Origin of the sequence: Umezawaea tangerina (genome assembly GCF_003002815.1) — a bacterium.
GTDB classification, from domain to species: Bacteria; Actinomycetota; Actinomycetes; order Mycobacteriales; family Pseudonocardiaceae; genus Umezawaea; species Umezawaea tangerina.
Map to the genome: position 1 here is coordinate 644206 of NZ_PVTF01000005.1, position 18909 is coordinate 663114.

Annotated in this window: 17 protein-coding genes; 5 read left to right on the forward strand and 12 right to left on the reverse strand. The window is 72.1% G+C overall.

Going from position 1 to position 18909, the window contains the following annotated elements:
* The 8 genes from CLV43_RS20255 to CLV43_RS20290 form a co-directional block, all read right to left on the reverse strand.
* Complete coding sequence (locus CLV43_RS20255) at nt 1-1002, reverse strand: LacI family DNA-binding transcriptional regulator (RefSeq protein WP_106188753.1); 1002 nt, start codon at nt 1000-1002, stop codon at nt 1-3.
* A gap of 73 nt (nt 1003-1075) precedes the next feature.
* Nucleotides 1076-4264 carry a family 78 glycoside hydrolase catalytic domain gene (locus tag CLV43_RS20260; protein ID WP_106188754.1) on the reverse strand — a complete coding sequence of 1063 codons (3189 nt, stop codon included), beginning with the start codon at nt 4262-4264 and terminating at the stop codon, nt 1076-1078.
* A 135-nt stretch (nt 4265-4399) separates the two neighbouring features.
* On the reverse strand, nt 4400-5569 hold the full coding sequence (gene rhaI / locus CLV43_RS20265) for an L-rhamnose isomerase (protein WP_106188755.1): 1170 nt from the start codon (nt 5567-5569) through the stop codon (nt 4400-4402).
* Nucleotides 5570-5583: 14 nt separating this feature from the next.
* Nucleotides 5584-6654 (reverse strand): rhamnose ABC transporter substrate-binding protein, encoded by a 1071-nt coding sequence (gene rhaS, locus CLV43_RS20270; protein ID WP_106188756.1) that lies wholly within the window; start codon nt 6652-6654, stop codon nt 5584-5586.
* Nucleotides 6651-7628 (reverse strand): ABC transporter permease, encoded by a 978-nt coding sequence (locus CLV43_RS20275; RefSeq protein ID WP_106188757.1) that lies wholly within the window; start codon nt 7626-7628, stop codon nt 6651-6653. The genes rhaS and CLV43_RS20275 overlap by 4 nt, the downstream gene beginning before the upstream one ends.
* The gene (locus CLV43_RS20280) at nt 7621-8637 is read right to left on the reverse strand and encodes an ABC transporter permease (RefSeq protein ID WP_106188758.1); all 1017 of its coding nucleotides are present in this window, start codon (nt 8635-8637) and stop codon (nt 7621-7623) included. The genes CLV43_RS20275 and CLV43_RS20280 overlap by 8 nt, the downstream gene beginning before the upstream one ends.
* Entirely contained in the window at nt 8634-8867 is a 234-nt protein-coding gene (locus CLV43_RS20285; RefSeq protein WP_106188759.1) for a hypothetical protein, read from the reverse strand. The genes CLV43_RS20280 and CLV43_RS20285 overlap by 4 nt, the downstream gene beginning before the upstream one ends.
* Complete coding sequence (locus CLV43_RS20290) at nt 8864-10378, reverse strand: sugar ABC transporter ATP-binding protein (RefSeq protein ID WP_106188760.1); 1515 nt, start codon at nt 10376-10378, stop codon at nt 8864-8866. The genes CLV43_RS20285 and CLV43_RS20290 overlap by 4 nt, the downstream gene beginning before the upstream one ends.
* Nucleotides 10379-10660: 282 nt before the next feature.
* Here CLV43_RS20290 and CLV43_RS20295 point away from each other — a divergent pair, with 282 nt between their 5' ends.
* On the forward strand, nt 10661-11701 hold the full coding sequence (locus tag CLV43_RS20295; protein WP_106188761.1) for a glycoside hydrolase family 26 protein: 1041 nt from the start codon (nt 10661-10663) through the stop codon (nt 11699-11701).
* On the opposite strand, the gene CLV43_RS20300 is transcribed toward CLV43_RS20295, so the two are convergent.
* Both CLV43_RS20300 and CLV43_RS20305 read right to left on the reverse strand, forming a co-directional pair.
* The gene (locus CLV43_RS20300; protein ID WP_106188762.1) at nt 11694-12263 is read right to left on the reverse strand and encodes an HAD domain-containing protein; all 570 of its coding nucleotides are present in this window, start codon (nt 12261-12263) and stop codon (nt 11694-11696) included. The genes CLV43_RS20295 and CLV43_RS20300 overlap by 8 nt on opposite strands.
* A gap of 87 nt (nt 12264-12350) precedes the next feature.
* Entirely contained in the window at nt 12351-12719 is a 369-nt protein-coding gene (locus CLV43_RS20305; protein ID WP_106188763.1) for a hypothetical protein, read from the reverse strand.
* 222 nt (nt 12720-12941) lie between these two features.
* Between CLV43_RS20305 and CLV43_RS20310 the strand changes: the two genes are divergently transcribed.
* From CLV43_RS20310 to ku, 4 genes are all read left to right on the forward strand, one after another.
* Nucleotides 12942-13826, forward strand: coding sequence for a helix-turn-helix domain-containing protein (locus tag CLV43_RS20310; RefSeq protein ID WP_106188764.1), 885 nt, complete (start codon nt 12942-12944; stop codon nt 13824-13826).
* Between the two features lie 288 nt (nt 13827-14114).
* Nucleotides 14115-15560, forward strand: coding sequence for an MFS transporter (locus CLV43_RS20315; RefSeq protein ID WP_106188765.1), 1446 nt, complete (start codon nt 14115-14117; stop codon nt 15558-15560).
* A gap of 306 nt (nt 15561-15866) precedes the next feature.
* Nucleotides 15867-16511, forward strand: coding sequence for a hypothetical protein (locus tag CLV43_RS20320; protein ID WP_211304430.1), 645 nt, complete (start codon nt 15867-15869; stop codon nt 16509-16511).
* Between the two features lie 64 nt (nt 16512-16575).
* Nucleotides 16576-17544 (forward strand): non-homologous end joining protein Ku, encoded by a 969-nt coding sequence (ku, locus tag CLV43_RS20325; protein ID WP_106188766.1) that lies wholly within the window; start codon nt 16576-16578, stop codon nt 17542-17544.
* Here the strand turns inward: ku and CLV43_RS20330 are convergent.
* Both CLV43_RS20330 and CLV43_RS20335 read right to left on the reverse strand, forming a co-directional pair.
* The gene (locus CLV43_RS20330; RefSeq protein ID WP_106188767.1) at nt 17541-18086 is read right to left on the reverse strand and encodes a transposase; all 546 of its coding nucleotides are present in this window, start codon (nt 18084-18086) and stop codon (nt 17541-17543) included. The two genes, ku and CLV43_RS20330, sit on opposite strands and share 4 nt — an antisense overlap.
* 15 nt (nt 18087-18101) lie before the next feature.
* Nucleotides 18102-18905, reverse strand: a complete 804-nt coding sequence (locus tag CLV43_RS20335) for an ABC transporter permease (protein WP_106188768.1) — start codon at nt 18903-18905, stop codon at nt 18102-18104.
* Between the last annotated feature and the right edge of the window lie 4 nt (nt 18906-18909).

The following is an 18909-nucleotide window of genomic DNA, read 5'->3' on the forward strand; positions in this document are numbered from 1 at the left end:
TCACGTCGACTCGCGGACCACCAGCTCCGGTCGGAACATGATCTGCTGGTGGGCGTGGGACCGGGGGTGGTCGCACTCCTCCACGAGGAGCTGGGCGGCGGTGCGTCCGATGTGGAGGGTGGGCTGGCGGATGGACGACAGGGGGACGGCGGCGTCGGCGGCGAACTCGATGTCGTCGTAGCCGAGCAGGGCGATGTCGTCGGGCACGCGGCGGCCGGTGCTGATCGCGGCGCGCAGCACGCCCAGTGCGAGCAGGTCGTTGGCGCAGAACACCGCGCCGGGCTCGACGCCGTCGTCGAAGAGCTGCCGGACGGCCTCGTAGGCGATGCGGGCCTTGAGGGCGGGGACCTCGACGACGTCGACCACCTCGTCGGGGTCGGCGCCGCCGTCGGCGACCGCGCGGCGCAGTCCGGTGAGCCGGTCCTTGCACTGGCGCAGCGCCAGCGGGCCGGTGACGTAGGTGATCCGGCGGTGGCCGGAGGCCATCAGGTGCGCACCCGCCAGCTCGCCGCCCGCCACGTCGTCCACGGCCACCGAGCAGCAGTCGATGCGCGGGTCGTGCCGGTCGACCAGCACGGTCGGCGTTCCCCTGCGGCGCAACGCGTCCAGCCGCTCGGACCCGACCTCGACCGGGGTGATCAGCATGCCGCGCACGCGCTGCTCCTCCAGCAGCCGCAGGTACCGCTCCTCGCGGGCGGCCTGCTCGTCGGAGTTGCACAGCACCAGGGCGTAGCCCAGCTCGGTCGCGACGTCCTCTATCCCCCTGGCGATGTCGTGGAAGAACGGGTTCGCCAGGTCGAGCACGATCAGGCCGAGCGAGCGGCTGGCGCCCGCGCGCAGCTGCGCCGCCTGGGAGTTGCGGACGAAGCCCAGCTCGGCGATGACCGCGAGGACGGCCTCGCGGGTGGCGAGGGAGACCTTGTCGGGTCTGTTGAGGACGTTCGACACCGTGCCGACGGACACGCCGGCACGTTCCGCCACGTCTTTGATGCTCGGCGCCATCACCCGATGGTATTCGTCGGACGGCGAGGTGGCTGAAACGATTCACGCCCCGAGGTGGTGATCTTCAAGACCCTCACACCCTGCCGAGGAACCGCCAGCTGCCCGCCGGGACGCGGTGCACCGCGAACCCCGGCTCGGCGCGGACGAACTCGGCGCCCGGATGCGCCGTGACGGCTTCGGGGGACGTCGCCGGGACGTGCACCTCCGCGGTGGAGCCGATCGGGACCTCCACGGTGAGCTGCACGGCCGAGCCGACCAGGGACCAGCCGACCGAGGCGGTGCCGCGCACGGTCCTGATCGAGGTCCGCGCCCAGGTCACGCCGACCCGCGCGTCGGGCCGGACCACGAACGTCCGGTAGCCGCCGTCGCCGGGGCGCAGGCCCGCGACGTTCTCGTAGAGCCACTGCACGACGGTGCCCTGGAAGTAGTGGTCGCGCGACCGCGAGGTCGACGGCCACATCTCCCACATCGTGTCGGCGCCGTTGTCGAACCAGTAGCCCCAGCTCGGGTAGGTGCGCTGGGTCGCGAGCGCGTGCGCGACGTCCGCGTGGCCGTGCGCGGTGAGCACCCGCAGCAGCACGCTGGTGCCCAGCGCGCCGGTGTTGAGGTGGTTGCCGCGCGCCTTGACGTCCGCGACGAGCGCGGCGACGACCGGGGCCACCTGGCCGGGCGGCACGAGGCCGAACATGAGCGGGATCGCCTGGGACGTCTGGCGGAAGTCCGGGTCCTGCGCGCTGCGGTAGCGGCCGTCGACCAGGAAGGTGGCGTTGAGCGCGTCGCGGCAGGTGTCCGCGGTGGCGCGGTAGCGGGCGGCGACGTCGGCGTGGCCGAGGAGGTCGCCGAGCTCGGCCACGCCCACCAGGGCGCGGTGCAGGTAGGCGGTCGCGGTGAGCCTGGTGTCCTCGGGCGGGTTGCCGCCGTAGCCGGGCGGCAGGTAGTCGCCGAGCGCGGTGGAGGACAGGCCCCCGCTCAGCCGCCCGATCTCCCAGTCCAGGTACTTCACCAGGGTGTCCCAGTGGTCGGCGGCCAGCCGTTCGTCGCCGTAGGTCCGGTACATCTCGCGGACCAGGAACGGGTAGACGGTCGTCCACTCCGGCGCGGGCGCGGCCTCCTGGTAGCCCCAGCCGCCGCTGGGCACGATCACCGGCAGCGCGCCGGGACCGGTCTGGCTGTCGGCGAGGTCGCCGATCCACTTGGTCAGGAACCGCTGCACGCCGAACGCGTAGGCCATCACCGGGGCGCCGAGCTGGGCGTCACCGGTCCAGCCGTTCTTCTCGTACATCGGGGTGTCGGTGGGGATGCCGTGCATGTTGTTGAGCAGCGTGCGCCTCATGGCGCGGTCGAGCTGTTCGAAGAACGGCTCGGAGCAGCGGAACGTCCCGGTCTCCGGCACGTCGCTGTGCACCACGCGGGCGGACAGGTCGTCCAGGCCCGGCCGGTACGGGAAGCCGGTGACCTGGACGTAGCGGAAACCCTTGTAGGAGAAGCGGGGTTCCCACGTCTCGGTGCCGGAGCCGGAGCAGGTGTACTCGTCGGTCTGGTGCCTGCCCGGCACGTGGCCGTTCTGGTGGACGACGTTGCCGGTCTCGTCCAGGTGCTCGCCGTGCGCCAGCCGGACCACCGTGCCCGCGGGGGCGCGGACGGAGAGCCGCGTCCACCCGGCCATGGTGCGGCCGAAGTCCACGACGTACACACCCGCCGACAGCTCGGTCACGGCGGTGGCGCGGACGGTCTCCACGACCCGGATCGGTTCGTGCTGCTGGGCTTTGAGCGTCCCGGTCGGCGCGTCCAGCACGCGGGCGTCCTGCCAGTCGCCGGGCACCCGGCGCGCGTCGTAGGACTCCCCCGCGTACAGGGAGTTCGACACCGTGGCGCTCTCGGCGACCTTCCACCCGGTGTCGGAGGCGACGGTGGTGTGCGAGCCGTCGGTGTGCACGACCTCCAGCTGCGCCAGCAACCTCGGCTCGCCGTGCCAGGTCGCGCGTTCCCAGTACCAGACGTTCGGGGTGGTCATGCCGTAGAAACCGCGGCCCAGCACCACGTCGACGGTGTTCGGGCCCTTGGCCAGCAGCCCGGTGACGTCGTGGGTGGCGTAGAGGACGGTCTCCTCGTAGTCGGTGAAACCGGGGTCCAGCGCCCGGTCGCCGACCTTCCTGCCGTTGAGCTGGGCGTCGTAGTAGGCCAGCCCGCTGATGTGCAGGCGGGCGGTCGCGACCGGCTTGTCGAGGGTGAACTCCTTGCGCAGCAACGGTGCCGGCGCCTCGACGACCAGGCTGACGTCGCGGCCCCACGGGCCCTGGCCGTAGGCGGCGAGCACGGTGGCGGCGGCCCACGCGCTGTCGTCGAACCCCGGCTGCTGCCACCCGGTCCGCTCGGTGTCGGCGACCTTCCAGCCGGTGCCGGTGACCAGGTCGCGCCGGGTGCCGTCGGCCAGGTCGACCGACAGCCGCACCAGCAGGCCCGCCGGGTTGACCGAGACGTTGCCCCGGTTGGTGGCGAGCGCGGCGAGCACGACCCGGCCACCGGCCGCGCGGACCAGCGCGGTGACGTCGGCGGACTTGCCGAGCTTCCAGCCGTCCGTCTGCTCCGGCGAGGTCAGAACCTGTTGGCCCGCGAGGTGGAGCGTGAAGTCGTCGTCGGCGGTGGCGATCAGCCGGGCGCGGGTGACCGCCACCCCGGCGGGCAGGTCGAGGCCCGCGCGGAACCAGCGCGGGCCCACCGGGGCGTTGGACGTCGTGGCGCCGGGCGACCAGATCCACGACGCGGAGGTGAAGTCGAGGCCCGCGACGGGCGGGGCCGCACCGATCCACCGGGCGGTCCACGGCGTCTCCAGGAACGCCGTCTCCCACCAGCGGGCGGTGCTCCACGCCGAGGCGCGGCCGCGTTCGTCCCACACCCGCACCCGCCAGGTGTAGCGGGTGTGCGGGCGCAGGGCCGGGCCGCCGTAGACGACGCCGGTGGTGCGGTCGGACAGGACCTTGCCGGAGTCCCAGACCCCGTCCACCCGCACCTGGTAGGCGGTCTGCCCCGCCGAGGCGGCCTCGGCGCCGAGCACCCAGGCCAGCCTCGGCAGCGGGACGTCGGTGCCCAGCAGGGTCTCCGCGTACTCGACCGTGGTCGACTCGATCCGCAGGCCTCCGGCTGGTTCGACGTCGGCCGCGGCCGTGCCCTCGGACAGCGCCGCCCCCACCGGGAGGGCGAGCACGCCCGCTCCGACCACCGACCCCGTGAGGAACATCCGCCGGTTCACCTCGCTGGACATCCGTCTCCCCGTCCGTCGGACCCGCTGAAACGTTTCACTGGTCAGGCGGACCGACCTTGGCACGATGCGCGGGAGCGTGTCCACAGTTCTGTCCACCACCGGCCAACGGCGGCCCACAGGGGGCCGCCGTTCGGCTCAGGCGCCCCAGCCCGCCGCTTCCCCGCCGACCCGGTCCGCCGCGATCCTCTCGGCGTAGCCGGAGCGCCGGTAGGCCGCCATCGGCTCCGGGTCCAGTCCCATGTCCTGCCTCAGCTCGGCCAGCAACGGCCGCACGTCGGTGTTGTAGGCGTCCATCAGCACCGCGTTGGACTCCAGCACGTCACCGGAGTCCTGCGCGGCCGCGAGGGCGTCGGCGTCGACCAGCAGCGCCTTCGCCGTCGCCTCCTGGACGTTGAGCACCGACCGGATGATCGCCGGGATCTTCGGCTCGATGTTGTGGCACTGGTCGAGCATGAACGCGATGCCCGCCTCCGGCCGCAACGCGTCCGCCCGCACGATCTCGTGCATGATCCGGAACAGCTGGAACGGGTCCGCCGACCCGACCATCAGGTCGTCGTCGGCGTAGAAGCGGCTGTTGAAGTCGAACGCCCCCAACCGCTTCGCCCGCGCCAGGAACGACACGATGAACTCGATGTTCGTCCCCGGCGCGTGGTGCCCGGTGTCGATGACCACCTGCGCCTTGGGCCCCAGCTCCAGGCAGTGCGCGAACGCCGTGCCCCAGTCCGGGATGTCCGTGGCGTAGAAGGCGGGCTCGAACAGCTTGTACTCGATGAGCATCCGCTGGTCGTCGCCGAGCCGGTCGTAGACCTCGCGCAGCGCCTCCGACAGCCGGTCCTGCCGCCGCGCCAGGTTGTCCTGGCCGGGGTAGTTCAGGCCGTCGGAGAACCACAGCTTGAGGTCGCGCGACCCCGTCTTGTCCATGATCGCGACGCAGTCGAGCAGGTGGTCGGTCGCCTTGCGCCGGACCCTCGGGTCCGGGTTGGTGACGCTGCCCAGCTTGTAGTCGTCGTCCTGGAACACGTTGGAGTTGATCGCCCCCAGCGCCACGCCGCGCTCGGCGGCGTGGTCGGCCAGGGCCCGGTAGTCGTCGACGGCGTCCCACGGGATGTGCAGCGCCACCGTCGGTGCCACGCCGGTGAGGGCGTGGACCTGCGCGGCGTCGTCGATCTTCTCGAACGGCGTGCGGGGCACGCCGAGCTGGGTGAACACCTTGAAGCGGGTGCCCGAGTTGCCGTACGCCCACGAGGGCGTCTCGATGCGCTGCGCGCGCAGCGCGGCCTTCACCCGGTCCGTGGAATCCGTCATGGTCGCCCCCGGAGCTAGAACTGGAACTGGTCGACGTTGTCCTTGGTGAACTCCGTCGGCGGTCCGAGCACCACTTCGCCCTTCTCGCCGATGGTGTACTCGCCCAGGTCGCCCGCCTTGAACTTCTCACCGGAGGCACCGGTGATCTGACCCGACGCCAGCGCCGCGGCGGCGTAGGTGGCCAGGTAGCCCAGCTTGGTCGGGTCCCACAGGGCGAACGACTTCACAGTGCCGTCCTTGACGTAGTCGCGCATCAGGTTCGGCGTGCCGAGACCGGTGAGCGCGACCTTGCCCTTGTACTCGGACGTGCTGAGGTAGCGCGCCGCGGCGGCGATGCCGACCGTGGTGGGCGAGACGACGCCCTTGAGGTCCGGGTGCGCCTGCAGCAGGCCCTGCATCTTCTGGAACGACGTCTGGTCGTCGTCGTTGCCGTACACGGTGTCCACGAGCTTGAGGCCGGAGTTGGCGGGCTTCGCCAGCTCGGTCTTCATGATCTCGATCCACGCGTTCTGGTTGGTGGCGTTGGGGGTCGCCGACAGGATCGCGATCTCGCCCTTGCCGCCGGTCGCGTCCACGATCATCTTCACCTGGATGGTCGCGATCTCCTGCGTGGTCGCCTGGTTGACGAACACGTCGCGGGCGTCGGCCGCGGCGTCGGAGTCGAACGTGACGACCTTCATCCCCTGCCCGCGGGCCGTCTTGAGCGACGGGGCGACGGCGTTGGCGTCGTTGGCCGACAGCACGAGCGCGTCCTGCTTCTGCTGCGCCGCGGTGTTGATGTAGGTCACCTGCGAGGACGCGCTGGCGTCGGACGGGCCGGTCGCCTTGAGCTCGGAGCCCAGCGCGGTCGCCGCCTGGTCGGCGCCCTTCTGCGCGGTGGTGAAGTAGGCGTTGTTCACCGCCTTGGGCAGGTAGGTGATCTTCAGCCCTTTCTTGATCTCCGCGTTCGGGTTGGCGGCGGCGCTGTTGCCCGCCGCGGGCGCGTTGGTCTGCGCGCTGTCCTTGCTGGTGCCGGAGCAGCCTGCGAGCGCCGTGGCGGCGGTCAGCAGCAGCACCAGCGAGGTGACCGCGGGGCGATGGGTCATGGGGAACGCCTTCCTGTGCTTGTCGAGCGAATGCGGGCGGTCAGCGACGGGGCGAGCACGCTCACGAGGAGCAGCAGCCCGGTGACCACGGTGAGGACCTCGGTGGAGACGTCGTCGAGGATCAGGACGTTGCGCAGACCGCCGAGCAGGAGCACCCCGGCGAGCACCCCGCCCAGCGAGCCGCGCCCGCCGAAGATGGAGACGCCGCCGAGCAGGACCGCGGCGACGACCGCGAGCTCCAGCCCGACGCCGTTGTCGGCGCGGGCGCTGGAGAACCGGAACGTGTAGACGATCCCGGCGAGCGCGGCCATCGCACCGGTGAGCACGAACAGCAGCAGCTTGACCCGCTTGACCCGGATCCCGGAGAAGCGGGCGCCCTCCTCGTTGGAGCCGATCGCGAAGACCGACCGGCCGAACGAGCTGGCGTGCAGGGTGATCGCGAACCCGACGGCGAGGACCGCGCACAGCACGATCGGGTACGGCAGCCACGTGCCCGGCACGGGCGTGGTGCCGAACTGGGTGAAGTTCGACGGGAAGTCGGCCACCGCGCCGTCGCCCAGCACCACCAGCGCCAGACCTCGGTACAGGGCCAGGGTGCCGATCGTGACGGCCAGGGACGGCAGGCCGAGCCTGGTCACCAGCAGGCCGTTGACCAGACCGCACACCGCGCCCAGGACGATCACCGTCGGCATGATCGCCTCGATCGTCCACCCGGCGTTCCACAGCTCGCCCATCACCGCGCTGGACAGGCCCAGCACCGACGCGACGGACAGGTCGATCTCCCCGGCGACGACCACCAGCGTGAGCGGCAGCGCGATCAGCGCCACCTCGCCGATGTCGAGCCCGAGGTAGAACAGGTTGCCGCCGTCGAGGAAGTCGCCGCCGGTGCGGGCCTGCCCGACGACCGCGACGAGCACCAGCAGCACCACCAGCGCGGTCTCCCAGCGGGCGAACCCGCGCAGCCGTTCAGCCATCGTGGTCGCTCCTTCCGCGCAGTTCTCGGGACAGCCGCAGCGCGAGCAGCCGGTCCACGGTGATGGCCCCGATCAGCAGGGCACCGCTGATCGCCTGCTGCCAGAAGGCCGGGATGCGCAGCACGACCAGGCAGCTGGCGATCGTGCTCAGCAGCAGGGCGCCCAGCGCGGCGCCGACCACCGTGCCGGAGCCGCCGAAGATGGCCACGCCGCCGACCACCACGGCCGCGATCACCTGGAGCTCCAGGCCGGTGGCCGCGGCGGCGTCCACGGTGCCGTAGCGGGCCACCCACAGCGCGCCCGCCAGGCCGGCGACCGTGCCGGAGAGCAGGAACGCGCCGAACGTGCGGCGCGCCACCGCGATGCCCGCCAGCACGGCGGCCTCGGGGTTGGAGCCGATCGCGTACAGGTCGCGACCGGAGCGGTACCAGCGCATGTACAGCGACGCGGCGGCCACGACGACGACCGTGACGACCACCAGCCACGGGATGCCCAGGATCCGGCTGGTGCCCAGCGCGAGCAGGTCGTCGGGCAGCTCGGAGGCGTTGATCTGGCGGCCGTGCGCCAGCGCGAAGTCGATGCCGCGGAACACGTACAGCGTGCCGAGCGTGACCACGAGGCTGGGGACGCGGCCCGCGGCGACCAGGATCCCGTTGACGGCACCGCAGGCGGTGCCGACCACCACCCCGATCAGCAGCCCGACCAGGATCGGGGTGTCCGGGTGGTCGGCGAAGGTCTGCGCGGTCAGGAACGCGGAGAGCCCCAGCGTCGACCCGACCGACAGGTCGACGTTGCGGGTCACCACGACGAGGGTCTGCCCGGCGACCAGGATCGCCACGATGGAGGCGTTGAGCAGCAGGTCCCTGATGCTCTGGGCCTCGACGAAGCGCGGGTTCACCAGCGCGGTCGGGATGACCACCAGCGCCAGCGCGACCACGATGCCCAACTCGCGGGCCCGACCGATCGTCTCGGTCACCCGACGCGCGCGCGACGGCGCGACGACGCTCATGACGTCCCCCCGGTCCCGCTCGCGGCCAGCGCGGCGCGCTGCTCCGTCACGACGACGCGGGCGATGCCCCTGACCCCGAAGCCACCGCGCACGACCGGCACCCATTCCGCCGGCTGGCACGTACCGAACACCGACACCCCGTCCCCTCCCGCGCCGACCCCTGCGTCGGCGGTGGTTCCCCTGCGCTCCTGGCGTTCGGTCACGACCGGCACCCACGCGGTGGCCCTCACGACTCCGCCCCGGACCGGCCCGCGGCGGCGAGCGCCACGCGTTCCTCGGTCGCGTCGGCGCGCGCGATCTCCTCGACCAGCCGCCCCTCGTGCATGACCAGCACCCGGTCGGCCATGCCGAGCACCTCGGGCAGCTCCGAGGAGATCATCAGCACCGCCACGCCCTCCGAGGCCAGCTCCGAGAGCAGCCGGTGCACCTCGGCCTTCGTGCCGACGTCGATGCCGCGGGTGGGCTCGTCGACGATCAGCACCGACGGCCTGCGCGAGAGCCACTTGGCCAGCACGACCTTCTGCTGGTTGCCGCCGGACAGCGTGGACACCGCGGCGCCGAGCCGTCCGGCCTTGATGCTCAGCTTGATCGCCCAGTCCTCGGCCAGCCGCCGCTCGCCCCGGCCGAACAGCAGGCCGAACCAGGACAGCCGCCCGAGCGAGGCCAGTGCGACGTTGCGCTCCACGGAGGCGTCCACGACCAGGCCCTGCTGCCTGCGGTCCTCGGGCACGAACCCGATGCCCGCGGCCATCGCGGCGGTCGGCGAGCCCAGCCGCAGCGGCTTGCCGCCCACGGCCACCTCGCCCGCGTCCACGCCGTCGATGCCGAAGATCGCGCGGGCGACCTCGCTGCGGCCCGCGCCGACCAGTCCGGACAGCCCGACGATCTCCCCGGCGCGCACGTCGAACGACACGTCGGTGAACACGCCCTCGCGGGTCAGCCTGCTCACCGAGAGCAGCACGTCGCCCGCCTCGGTGTCCTGCTTGGGGAACAGCGCGGACAGCTCGCGGCCGACCATGCGGCGCACCAGGCCGTCGGGGGTCTCCCCGGTCAGCGGCCCGGACCACACGTGCTTGCCGTCGCGCAGCACGGTCGCCCGCTGGCACAGCGAGAACACCTCGTCGAGCCGGTGCGACACGAACAGCACGGCGGCGCCCTGCTCGCGCAGCAGCTCCACGACGGCGAACAGCCGTTCCACCTCGCGGGCGGACAGCGCGGCGGTCGGCTCGTCCATCACGACCACGCGGGCGTCGAACGACAGGGCCTTGGCGATCTCGACCATCTGCTGGTCGGCGATCGACAGGCCGCGCGCCGGGCGGGCCGGGTCCAGGACCACGCCGAGCCGGGTGAACAGCGCGGTGGTGTCGGCGTGCATCGCGCGGGTGTCGATGCGGCGGCCGGAGCGCAGCGGCTGGCGTCCGGTGTAGACGTTCTCGGCGATCGACAGGTCGCCGAACAGCGCGGGCTCCTGGTAGATCACCGCGATGCCCGCCGCCTTGGCGTCGGCGGGCCCGGAGAACCGGGCCTCCTCGCCGTCGACCAGCAGGCGGCCCGCGTCGGGCCGGTGCACCCCGGCCAGGGTCTTGATCAGGGTCGACTTCCCGGCGCCGTTCTCGCCGAGCAGCGCGTGGGCCTCGCCCGGTGCGAGGGCGAGGGTGACGTCGGTGAGCGCGCGGACCGCGCCGAAGGACTTGGAGACGCCTTCGAGCAGGACGAGCGGCGGGTCTGGGGGCAGGTCCACACACGACTCCCGATACGTGGTGAAACGTTTCAATCATGGGCCGTACGGAGTGTGCTACGCGTCACAAACGCTGTCAAGGGTGTTTCCGGACCAAGTCACGCCGGTTTCGGGGGGCATTCGGCGGCAGGCGGCCTCCGGGGTCCCGAAGCGACACGCCGACCCGGCCGACCGCGATCGCTACTGTTGATCATCCAGCGCGGCGCGGCGGTTCGACCTGGGGGGTGGATCCCGCCCGGCGCCCGCACTTCTTCCGACATGGGGTGACGAGTGGGTCGTGCAGTGATGTCGAGTGCCCTCGGAGTGCTGCTGCTGGCGGCCGCGGCCGTCGGAGCTCCCGCGGCGGCGGCCGACGCCGTCGCCGTGCGCGGCGGGTACTACCTGGGCGGCAACGGCGACGTGACCGCGGACGCCGCCGTGATCGGCAACCTGGAGTCGATCACGCAGTACCGGTCGCTGGCCGACGGGAACACCTTCCCCGGCTACCAGAAGGCGTGGATCGACGCGCTGGGGCCGAACGTGACCAGGAACTTCGTCCTGGAGCTCAAGTCCTACGGCGGCCCGGCGGGCGCGCAGACGTTCACGGTCGACGGCGTGACCTACACCGTTCCCGCGCCGGACATGACCATCCAGCAGCGGCCCGGCACCACGTGGCCCAGGGCCTACGGGTACGGCCAGGTGCTCAGCGGTTCCGTCGACGGTCTGCTGGCCCGGTCGTTGGCGCAGGTCAAGACCATGCGGCACAACAGCACCCTGACCATCCAGCTGGCCTCGGAGTTCGACACCGACCACGAGTTCGGCACGACCGAGGGCGGCACGGCCTACACGTGGGCGCAGGCCGACGCCCGCGCGGTGAGCGCCGTCTCCTACATCACGGCGTGGTTCCGCTCGCACGGCCTGCCCGCGGGCGTGCGGTTCTCCGTCGGCATGGGCGGGTTCGACCGCGACGCGTGGAAGCGGATGCACCCGGCGTCGCTGGCGGCCGGGATCGACGTGCTGCAGTGGAACGCCTACAACCACGGCAGCGCGCGGACGGCCTACGAGGTGTTCAACCGCACCAAGGCGTGGACCGTGGCCGACCTGCCCGCCGCGTGGCGGTCCAAGCCGGTGACGATCGCCGAGTGGGGTACCGCGAAGGCGCTCGGCGACCAGGCCACCTGGATCCGCACCGTGCCCGCCGCGATCACCAGGCTGAACGCCGAGCCGGGCCCCCCGATCGCGGTGGCGAACTACTTCGACTCCAACCCGGAGTGGGCGACGCTGGACCCGAAGGCCGCCGGGCTGGCCGGTCTGCACGACGCCTACGCGGCGGCGCCGTTCAAGTAGTGCGCGGGCCCGCGGCCCAGTCCTCGACCCGCTCCAGGTGCTCGGCCAGCAGCCCGGTCCGCGGGTCGACGTGGCACAGCAGCGTCGGCGCGCCCGCGCGGCCGAGGTCGAAGGCGGCCCGCCCCGCGGCGAAGGCGTCGTGCTCGTCGTCGAACCAGGCCAACGGGCGCCCCGCCGCGTGGTCGAGCACCGCGGGCCACTTCCAGCCGCCGTCGGCCGACCAGCCGTCGACCGGGTCGAGGTCGCACTCCGGGAACTCGACCACCGGCAGCGGCGGCAGGCCGACGGCCGGGCCGATGTGCCGGTTCGCCTCGTGCCCCCACGACGTCGCCCAGACCAGCTCCAGCCCGGTCCGGGCGGCCAGGTCGCCCAGCAGCGCCCCGTGGCCGGGGTGCAGCCACACCCGGACCCCCTTGTACCGCTTGGCGTCGCGGCCGCCGTACCAGCCGCCGCGCGCCGTGCGGCGGAACGTGCCGTACCCCTCGGGCCTGCGGTGGGCCCTGGCGGCGTAGGGGTTGAGCGGGCCGTCGACGTCCAGGTACAGCAGGCCGGCACCCGCCATCGTGGCCTCCTCCGCACGCGGTGGCCGCCAGTGCACCACGACCGCCGAGGCCGCCGCACCCGTGTTCCGGGTGCGGCGGCTGGCCGGTCAGTAGGCGCAGGCGGCCTCCACCGGGATGCCCGCGCGCTCGTCACCGGTGAAGTACACGGCACTGGCCCACTTCGGGCCGCCGTCCTCCTCGCGGACGACGATCCAGATGTCGTTGGTGATGCCCGCGTCGGTGATCTCCTCGCCGTGCGTCCAGCACAGCGCCCGGTCCGAGCTGGTGCCCGCGACCATGAGACCCGCGAGCGTGCAGCTCGAGGCCGGGCACAGCCGGATGTTGACGTCGTGCCAGGCGGTGACGCGGTAGAACGTCTTGGCCTGCGCGGCCGGGTCGGCGCCCGCGGGTGCGACGCCGCCCAGCAGCGCCCCGGTGGCCAGCACGGCGACGGCCGCGGCGTTGGCGATCCTCATCGGAGTCCTCTCTCGTCGGGCCGGACGGCCCGCCCCCTGTCGACCGACTGAGTCGATCAACAGAGGAGGACGGCCCGCCGCCCCGCCGGGTTGCCCGGCTGCGGGACCCCGAAGGCCGCCGCACCCGTGTTCCGGGGGGGGTGCGGCGGCGCGCCGGTCCGACCGGTGGGTATCACTGGCAAGGTGAGGTTCGCGGGCCGGAACCGGGGGACACTGGCGGGTGTGGACGCACCGGCCGAGTTGGGCGACTTCCTGCGCACGCGGCGCGCCCGGCTGCGGCCCGAGGACGTGGGAGTGGTCTCGCGCGGCGCGCGCCGGGTCCCCGGCCTGCGCCGGGAGGAGCTCGCGCAGCTCGCGGGCGTGAGCGTGACCTACTACACGCGCCTGGAGCAGGGGCAGAGCCAGAACGCCTCCGACGACGTGCTGGACGCGATCGCGCGGGCGCTGCGGCTGGACGAGGACGAGAGCGCCCACCTGCGCGACCTCGCCCGTCCCGGCCGCCGCAAGCGCAGGCAGCCGCGGCGTGCGGAGTCGGCGCGCAACGGGGTGCGGCAGCTGGTGGCGGCGATGGACAAGGTCCCCGCGGTCGCCATGGACCGGCGCAGCGACGTGCTGGCGTGGAACCCGCTCGGCCACGCGCTGCTGGCCGGGCACCACGACCCGCGCAGCCCGTACTCGGCCGCGACCAGGCCGAACCTGACCAGGATGCTGTTCCTGGACGCGCACACGCGCGAGCTCTACCCGCACTGGGAGGACGAGGCCAAGCGGTCGGTGGCGTCGTTGCGGCTGGTCGCGGGGCGGCACCCGGACGACCGCCCGTTCGCCGAGCTGATCGGCGAGCTGTGCGTCAAGAGCCCGGAGTTCGCGTCCCTGTGGTCGCGCCACCCCGTCCTGAACTGCACGTTCGGGTCGAAGGTCTTCCACCACCCGGTGGTCGGGGCCATGGAGCTGGCCTTCGAGATGGTGCAGATGCCCGACGACTCGGCGCACCGGATTCTGATGTACAGCGCGGAGCCGGGCACCCCGTCGGAGGCGGCGCTGAGCCTGCTCGCCTCCGGGATCCCCCTGCACGACGACCGCGTCCGGCTCACGCGGGACCACCGCTGACCCGGCCCGTCCAACAGCCGCAGCAATCCGTCCGGGTGCGGTGGAGAACGTCATCAAGGTGACGGGTGACACCGTTTTCGGAAATCCGGATGTCTATTTTCAGCCACCCGCCACGGCATTTCTTCGAGCCACGGGATCGGCGCATGTCCCCGTGCCGGCAGCCCGTGGCTGACCCTGCGAGTGCTGGGCAACGGGCGGCTAGCCGGCGCAGAGGGCTGGTTGGTCATGGAGAACGGGGCGAGGCTCGGCGCGGTCTTGATAACGCCGCCCAATCGGAAGGACCCCGACATGTCCAGTGTCGATCGGGGAAGAAGCACAACCGGTGGCGAGCTCGCACCGTCGCGGATCACCGGCAAGCACCGCCTGGTCCTGGTTCTGCTGCTGAGCGCGAGCTTCACCCTGGCGGTCGACTTCTCCATCCTCAACGTCGCCCTGCCCGTCATCGGCTCCGACGTCGGGTTCGCCCTGGAGAACCTGCAGTGGATCGCCACGGCGTTCGCGCTGTGCGCGGCGGGCTTCACGCTGCTGTTCGGCCGGGTCGCCGACCTGTTCGGGCGCAGGCGCCTGTTCATCGGCGGCATGGCGCTGCTCGGGGTCGCCTCGCTGGTGGGCGGCCTCGCGGTCTCCCCCACGATGCTGCTGGTCGCCCGCGTCGCGCAGGGCCTGGCCACCGCGGCCGTCACGCCCGCGGCGCTGTCGCTGCTGACGACGTCGTTCCCCGAAGGACCGCTGCGGTCCAAGGCGCTCGGCCTCAACGGCGCGCTGATGGCGGCCGGGTTCACCACCGGGGCGATCCTCGGCGGCGTGCTCACCGACCTGCTCAGCTGGCGGTGGGCGTTCTTCATCAACGTGCCCGTGGCGCTGATCGTGCTGGTGCTCGCCCCGATGGTGCTGACCGAGAGCCGTCCCGCGGTCCGCCCGAAGCTCGACGTCCCCGGCGCCGTCGCGGTGACCCTGGGTCTGCTCGCGATCGTGTACGGCCTCACCACGGCGGGCGAGCGCTCGTGGAGCGACCCGACCGCCCTGGGCTCGCTGGCGATCGGCGTCGTGCTGCTCGTCGTGTTCTGGTTCGTGGAGAAGCACGTCGAGTCCCCGCTGGTGCCGGTGGCGTTCCTCAAGCGCCGGACCGTCGGCTGGGGCAACGTCGCGGGCCTGCTGGCCTTCGTGACGGAGACCTCGCTGGTCTTCCTGCTCACCCTGTACCTGCAGAAGGTCCTCGGCTACTCGCCGCTGTCGGCCGGTCTGTCCTTCGCCGTGCTCGGCCTGGGCACCGTGCTGGGCGGCACCATCGCCCCGCGCGTCATCGGCGCCATCGGCACGAAGAACACCGTCGTCGTCGGGTTCGCCGTCCAGGCCGTCGCGACGATGTCGCTGGTCCTGCTCGGCCCCGACTCGGCGTGGATCGCGCTGCTGCTGGTGGCGACGTTCGTCGGCGGTGTGGCGAACCTGGTCGCGATCGTCGGCTTCATGGTCACCGCGACCTCCGGGCTGCCCGAGCACGAGCAGGGCCTGGCCACCGGGCTGGCCACGATGAGCCAGCAGGTCGGCATCACGATGGGCATCCCGATCATGAGCGCGGCCGTGACCGCGCGGGTGCACTCCGCGGGCGGCGAGAACGCCGGTTCCGTGCTCGACGGCGTGTCGACCGCGATCTTCGTCAACGCCGCGCTCTGCGTCGTGGCGGCGGTGCTGGTGTCGGTGTTCCTCAAGCCCGCCAAGCAGCTCGCCGCATGACCCCTGGGCACCGGGACGCCGGTCGAACGGCCTGACGACCGCCCCGCGGCACTCCCAGGGGTGTCGCGGGGCGGGTCGGGAGAAATTTTTCGACGAGTTCCGCGTGTTGCCCTTCCGGACCGTTCCTGGTGGCGTTTCCCCAGCTCAGCGGATCCCGAATCAGTCATGATGTGACTGGGATCACAGGGTTGACAACGCCCGGAACCACCCTCTTGGCCCAGCACCTCGACCACTTTTTGTCGGTGGTCGCCGGCACCATCTTCGAACAGGTGTTCGTTTTGGTGTTCGAGCGGAGAGGAGCGTGCGATGCGGGTGCGGCTAGATCCCAGGCAGTGGCCCGGCCGTGTCATCCCGGAGACCGACACTGAGATCGACACGGCTGTCGAAGCCGTGTGCATGCGGGCGAGCTGGCCGGACGCCGACCGGCACCGGGTCCGCACGACGCTGGCCCCGTGGTTCGCCGACGGCTGGCCCGTCGACGCGCTGCTGCTGGCCGTGGACCAGCGGCCGGACGGCTCCCGCCAGGGCAGGCCGCGCGGCCGTGACCAGGAGGCGCACGAGTTCCTGCGCGCCCGGTTGCGCGCGTGGTCCGGCGCGGACGGCCGTCGGTCGAAGCCGCCGGTGGCGGGCGTGCCGCTGGGGCAGTGGTGGCGGGTCAACCGCCGCAACGCCCGCCTGCACGAGCCCCGTCAGGCCGCTCCCCTCGGCCCCGAGGGCGAACAGGCGCGCGAGGAGTCGCTGGCACGGGCCCGCGCCCACCTCACCGATCCCGTGGAGCGCTCGCGGGAGAAGGCGCGGCGCTGGCGCGAGGCGCTGGACACCCTCCTGGTGCCCGGCAAGGCCGCGCCCACGTTCGAGGACTCCCGGCGCCTGCTCGTCGACCGGGTCGTCCCGCGCACCGTGTGCCCGCACTGCGGGGCGGGGCAGGTGGCGGTGCGCCGGGCGGCGTGAGGTTGGCGCCGCGCGCCCCGTGGTACCCGTCGGGAGGAATCCACGACGACGGGACGGTGCGGCCATGGCTCGGGCGATCTGGAGCGGTGCGATCAGCTTCGGGCTGGTCACGATCCCGGTGGCGCTCTACAGCGCCACCCACGACCACACCGTGCACTTCAACCAGTTCGAGCGCGGCACGTCCGACCGCATCCGCTACCAGCGGGTCAACGAGCGCACCGGCGACGAGGTCGACTACTCCGACGTCGTGAAGGGCCACGACGTGGGCGAGGGCGAGTACGTCGTCCTCGAGCAGGACGAGCTGGCCGACATCGCCCCCGGCCGGTCCCGCACGATCGACATCGACACCTTCGTCGACCTCGACGAGATCGACCCCGTCTTCTTCCAGAAGAGCTACTGGCTCGGCCCGGCCAAGTCCGAGTACGCCCACCCGTACCGACTGCTCGTGCGCGCCATGGCGAAGACGAACCGGGCGGGCATCGCCACGTTCGTCATGCGCGGCAAGCAGTACCTCACCGCCGTGCACGCCGACGGCGACCTGCTGGCCCTGGAGACCCTGTTCTTCGCCGACGAGATCCGCGACCCCGCCGACGTCCTGGACGAGCTGCCCACCGGCGACCGCGCCAAGCCCAAGGAGGTCGCGATGGCGACCTCGCTCATCGACTCGATGAGCGGCCCCTGGCGGCCGGAGGACTACCGCGACACCTACACCGCCAAGGTCGAGAAGCTGGTGCGCGACAAGCGCAAGGGCAAGAAGACCACCCCGGCCCCCGCACCCTCCCACGCCACCGAGCCCGTCGACCTCATGGAGGCCCTGCGCCACAGCGTCGAGAGCACCCGGAAGAGCCGCGCCAAGGCCGGTGGCAAGAGCAGCGACAAGGGCGACGGCGACCGGGCGGGCAAGCCCTCGGCCAAGGCGTTGTCCGACCTGTCCAAGGCCGACCTGGACAAGCGCGCCCGCGAGCTCGGGGTCAGCGGCCGCTCGAAGATGAAGCGCGCCGACCTGGAGAAGGCGGTCCGCAAGGCGTCCTAGCCGCTGTTTGAGGTTTGGATCATGTGGTCGAGCAAGGTCTTCAACCACATGATCGCTGCACGCAGGCGTAACCCGGCTTCGTAGCTTTCTGGCGACTCGTCATAGCGTGTGGGCCCCGGAGCCCCTTTTTCGTGGTAGGCCCGCACGGTCGTGGAGTCCACGCTGACCAGTTCCAGTCCGACCTGCCCGCGGGATGCGGCCGCGGCGATCAGCGCGTCCATCAGCGCCTGGAACACCCCGCCCTTGGCCCAGGCGTTGAACCGGGAGTAGATCGTGGACCAGGGCCCATACCGCTCGGGAACATCACGCCAGCCCGACCCGGTACGAAACCGCCGCAGAACCCCGTTGAACTGATCCCGCACCCGCCGAGGCAACGGCCCCGCAGCCGCCACCGGCACAAGCGGTTCGATCAACGCCCACTCGGCATCGGTCACGTCAAAACGAGCCACATCCGTGTTCCACCAGCACACCACCAGCAAGCCCAGATCCGAACTTCGAACAGCCCCTAGCCGCGACGCTCCCGTCGCCGCGGCCCAGAACACCCCGGCACACCCCGCTCAGCCGCCGAAGTCGAACGCGTCTCGGCGCCGGGAGTGCTGCTCCAGCAAGGAGAACGCCAGCACGGCCATCACCAGCCAGCCGACGCCGCAGGCCAGTGCCAGCCCGGCCTGCCCGAGCACGTCGGCGACCGGGGCCCGGTCGCCGACCGACCTGATCGCGGCCAGGCCGTGGGTCAGCGGCAGTGTCGACGCGATCGACCGCACCCACGAGGGCCAGAAGTCCACCGGTACCTGCACCCCGCAGATCGCCATCATGACCAGGTAGGCGGAGTTGGACAGCAGGTTGCGCGCCCCGGACGCGGTGAGCACGAACGCGGACAGGAACAGCCCCACCGCGTAGGTCGACAACGCCGTCAGCGGCACGAGCAGCACGAGCGCGGGGACCTGGGTGGGCGACCAGTGCACCCCGAACGCGGGTGCCAGCGCCAGCAACGACACCAGGGCGGTCAGCGAGCCGCTGACGGGCCACTGGACGCTGCGGCCGAGGAAGACCCAGGCCAGCCGGACCGGTGCCGCGCTCAGCAGCGGGAGCGTGCCGATCCTGCCCTCCGACGAGCTCGACGCGACCACGCTCATCGTCTCCACCACGCAGGTCATGACCGCGTTGCCGACGACCAGGTACCGCAGCTGCGCCTGGTCGCCGAGCATGATGCCCACGAAGGCGAAGAACGTGACCTGGGCGAGCATCCGCCCCAGCCAGCCGAAGGTCCAGCTCCACCACGTGTAGGAGGCGCGGAAGTCCGCCCAGGCGTTGGCCGCGCTGTAGCGCAGCACCGTGGACGTGCGCACGAGGTACCGCATGGGT

Bases quoted from the DNA above. Each gene is read 5' to 3' on its own strand.
- CLV43_RS20315 (WP_106188765.1), top strand. From the start codon at position 14,115: ATGTCCAGTGTCGATCGGGGAAGAAGCACAACCGGTGGCGAGCTCGCA.
- rhaS (WP_106188756.1), bottom strand. From the start codon at position 6,654: ATGACCCATCGCCCCGCGGTCACCTCGCTGGTGCTGCTGCTGACCGCC.
- CLV43_RS20280 (WP_106188758.1), bottom strand. From the start codon at position 8,637: ATGAGCGTCGTCGCGCCGTCGCGCGCGCGTCGGGTGACCGAGACGATC.
- rhaI (WP_106188755.1), bottom strand. From the start codon at position 5,569: ATGACGGATTCCACGGACCGGGTGAAGGCCGCGCTGCGCGCGCAGCGC.
- CLV43_RS20320 (WP_211304430.1), top strand. From the start codon at position 15,867: ATGCGGGTGCGGCTAGATCCCAGGCAGTGGCCCGGCCGTGTCATCCCG.
- CLV43_RS20300 (WP_106188762.1), bottom strand. From the start codon at position 12,263: ATGGCGGGTGCCGGCCTGCTGTACCTGGACGTCGACGGCCCGCTCAAC.
- CLV43_RS20275 (WP_106188757.1), bottom strand. From the start codon at position 7,628: ATGGCTGAACGGCTGCGCGGGTTCGCCCGCTGGGAGACCGCGCTGGTG.
- CLV43_RS20295 (WP_106188761.1), top strand. From the start codon at position 10,661: ATGTCGAGTGCCCTCGGAGTGCTGCTGCTGGCGGCCGCGGCCGTCGGA.
- CLV43_RS20260 (WP_106188754.1), bottom strand. From the start codon at position 4,264: ATGTCCAGCGAGGTGAACCGGCGGATGTTCCTCACGGGGTCGGTGGTC.
- CLV43_RS20305 (WP_106188763.1), bottom strand. From the start codon at position 12,719: ATGAGGATCGCCAACGCCGCGGCCGTCGCCGTGCTGGCCACCGGGGCG.
- CLV43_RS20335 (WP_106188768.1), bottom strand. From the start codon at position 18,905: ATGCGGTACCTCGTGCGCACGTCCACGGTGCTGCGCTACAGCGCGGCC.
- CLV43_RS20255 (WP_106188753.1), bottom strand. From the start codon at position 1,002: ATGGCGCCGAGCATCAAAGACGTGGCGGAACGTGCCGGCGTGTCCGTC.
- ku (WP_106188766.1), top strand. From the start codon at position 16,576: ATGGCTCGGGCGATCTGGAGCGGTGCGATCAGCTTCGGGCTGGTCACG.